The organism is Stieleria sp. (assembly GCF_041595215.1).
Lineage (GTDB): Bacteria > Planctomycetota > Planctomycetia > Pirellulales > Pirellulaceae > Stieleria > Stieleria magnilauensis.
On the sequence record NZ_JBFHKV010001016.1, the window covers coordinates 1 to 3,115 of the forward strand.

Annotated in this window: 2 protein-coding genes; both read right to left on the reverse strand. The window is 58.5% G+C overall.

Annotated elements, in window-relative coordinates:
* Positions 1 to 1,292: efflux RND transporter periplasmic adaptor subunit (locus ABX749_RS27455; RefSeq protein ID WP_372898839.1), on the reverse strand; the 1,292-nt coding region annotated here is incomplete at its 3' end.
* Positions 1,285 to 2,796 (reverse strand): efflux RND transporter periplasmic adaptor subunit, encoded by a 1,512-nt coding sequence (locus tag ABX749_RS27460; RefSeq protein WP_372898840.1) that lies wholly within the window; start codon positions 2,794 to 2,796, stop codon positions 1,285 to 1,287. The genes ABX749_RS27460 and ABX749_RS27455, both read right to left, overlap by 8 nt.
* Positions 2,797 to 3,115: the final 319 nt, after the last annotated feature.

The following is a 3,115-nucleotide window of genomic DNA, read 5'->3' on the forward strand; positions in this document are numbered from 1 at the left end:
TCCTCGCCTTCGCGGAGTCCTTCTTCGACGATGATGAAGACATCGTTGCTGTCACCGAGCGTGATCACACGACGCTGCGGTTTGCCGTCGACCATGACCCAGCACAGTGTTTCGGTCTCGGTCTCCAGAACGGCCGAGACGGGAACGGTCAGCACGTCTTGGTAGTCAGCCATCACGACTTCAACCTCCGCGCTCATGCCCGGCTTGAGCCCCGCGATCGATGGCAGCTGAATGATGCAGTCATATTTGACGATGTTGCCGGTCCACCAACCCGTCGGCTGGGCCACCGAAGCGACCGAATAGACGGTCGCGTCCATTTCCAGATCAGGCAAACTCACCGTGGCATCCATGCCGGGCTCGATGCGGTCGACGACGGATTCGTGGACGCCGACTTTGACTTGCATTTTGGACAAGTTGGGCATCAGCATCAGGACCTGGTCTTTGTGCACCGTTGCGCCTTCGGCGATGTCCGGAGAATTTTTCCAAGCGGCGGCTGAAGGATAGATCACCAGACCACTTTTCTCCGCCTTGACGACGCAGTGCTCGAATTCTTCGAGTGCTTGATCGCGACGCGTGGCATCCAGGACGGCACGCTCGACGTTGGCAGCGTGTGTCGCCTTGATCGAATTCAGATTGCCGTTGAGCGTTTCCAACTCCATCTGTTTGGTATACGTCTTCAACACCTCGATGCGTGTCTTCGTGGCTTTTAAGTTCAGTTCCGCCTGGGTCAATGCGAACTCTTTTTGTTCGACATCCAATTCGCTCACGTAGCCTCGCTCGGACATGCGTTTGGAGTGCGACAACATGTTCTTGGCCGTACGCAGATTGGACTCGGCGACCGCCAGATCTTTCTCCAGCGTTAACAACTCCGACACATAGCGTCCCTCCAAGTACTCGTCGATCGCGAGTGTCGCGCGGGCCACCTCGGCTTTGGAGTATTCCGCACCGCTCTGTGACCAGTGGGCGTACTTGGTCCGTTCGTTGATGGCGTCTTCGATCTCCAGCGTGTCCAACCGCACCAGCACGTCGCCTTCCTTGACTTGCGTGCCGTTTTCGATCACCCAAATGACCGTGTTCTGTCCGCGCACCTTGCATTTGATTTCGGTGTTTTCGGAACTTTCCAGAACGCCTTGTTCGGTCACCGTGACTTTCATGCCCCCGCGGGACACGGTATGCGTCAGCTTGGGGCCGCTGTCCTGGGTCGACGACGTCGAGAGCATCATGCTGCCGGCGGTGCCGAGGATGGCAAGAAACAGCACGGTAAAGATGCCGCGTGTGATCCACTTAGACATGCTGCTCTCCCTCGACGGTCATCCGCTCATCGTCGGGCTTCCTGTCGTCAAACTTTTGCCGCACCTCGCCCTGCGCTTCGTCGACGAATTGCAGCGGATTGAGCACCACTTCGTCGCCTTCTTTCAATCCCGATTCGACGATGATGAACACTTCGTTGCTGTCGCCGAGCATCACCACGCGGCGTTGAAATCCGGTCGGTGTCTGGACCCAACACAAGGATTCGTCTGCGGTTTCGACCACTGCGGAAACGGGAACGGTCAGCACATCCTGGTGCGTCGCCATGATGACTTCGACTGCGGCCGTCATTCCCGGCTTGAGCCCGTTTACCGACGGCAGATCGACGATCGTGTCGTACTTGACGACGTTGCCTGTCCACCACCCGGCCGGCGCGGCAACCGTGGCGACCGATTTGACGGTCCCTTGGACAGACAGATCAGGCAGACTCACCGTCGCCGGCAACCCTTTCTTGATGCGATCGACCAGCGATTCGTGGATCGCGACCTTGACTTGCATTTGCGTCAGATCAGGCATCAACAACAACACCTGATCTTTGCGAACCGTCTTGCCCTCGGCGATGTCCGGCGTCTCTTTCCATTGCTCCGAAGAAGGATAAATGACCAATCCACTTCGCTCGGCAGTGATCACGCAACGGTCCAACTCACCGATGGCACGGTCGCGGCGTCCTTCATCCATCGCCAACCCGGCTTCGTCGGCAAGTAGCTTGGACTTTTGTGCCCGGAGTTGGCCTCGAAGTGTTTCCAGTTGCATCTCCTTGGTGTACTTATCGAGCACCATGACCGCGGTTTCGCGAACCCCCAATTCCAACTCGGCCTGCTTGACCGTGAACCGGTTGCCTTCCACTTCCAACTCGCTGACGTAACCGCGTCGAAACATGTCTTCGCTGTGGCCGAGCATTTTCTGCGCGGTTTCCAAGTTGGACTGAGCGATTTTTAGTTGCTGTTGCAGCCCCTGTCGTTGCGTCTTGTAAGATCCTTCCAGATAGGCTTCGATCGCGATTTCGGCCTTGGCCACATCGGCCTTGGTCCGTTCATAGGTCGCTCGGGCCATGTGCGCGTCGGTCGTGTGTTTTCCGATCGCGTCCTCGATGCGTTTGGTATCCAAACGCACCAGTTCGTCACCCGGCTGGACAACGGTGCCGCCTTCGACGACCCAAATGATCGTGCTGAATCCCCGGATCTGGCATTTGATTTCTGTGTTGTTGCTGCTTTCCAGCGTCCCTTGCTCGGTCACCGAGACGACCAAGTCGCCGCGTGAGATGGTGTGGGTCAGGTGCGGGCCATTGACCGTCGTGAGAGGCAATCCCGGCAGAACCACCGTCCCACCGATCAGGATGCCCACGAAGGAGACGAGCAGAATGATCCGCAGCAGCCAGCGTTTTGGTCGCTTCGGCGTCGCCGCAGTGGTGCGCAACGATCCGGTCGCGTCGCCGCGCCCCTGTTCGGGCGACGGCTCGCGTCTGGCGGGAGAGGAAGCGAGCGACATGATCGGGAGGATTCGGGTGCCGAAGGGAGACAAGCCCCGTTAGGCGGGCGGACAAAGCGGGAAAGTGGAATACATCGTAAACCGATCCCAGGCCTAAGAAGACCAACTACGCAAAAGAAACGTGGACAAAAACCCGCCGGAATCAAGGAGCATCCGAACGGTCCCCGGCAGAGCGGGAGAGGCGTCGAGAGTCACTGGTCCGCTTCGATCAGACCTTCGGCGGGAAGCTGTGCCGCATCGATCAGCGTCTGACCGATCGGCGGTGGCAACGGGTCCACGTCCGTCGCATCGAATTCCAGCGGGGAGACTTCGCCAGGCA

Coding starts and splice junctions, on each gene's coding strand:
- ABX749_RS27460 (WP_372898840.1), bottom strand. CDS start 2,796: ATGTCGCTCGCTTCCTCTCCCGCCAGACGCGAGCCGTCGCCCGAACAG.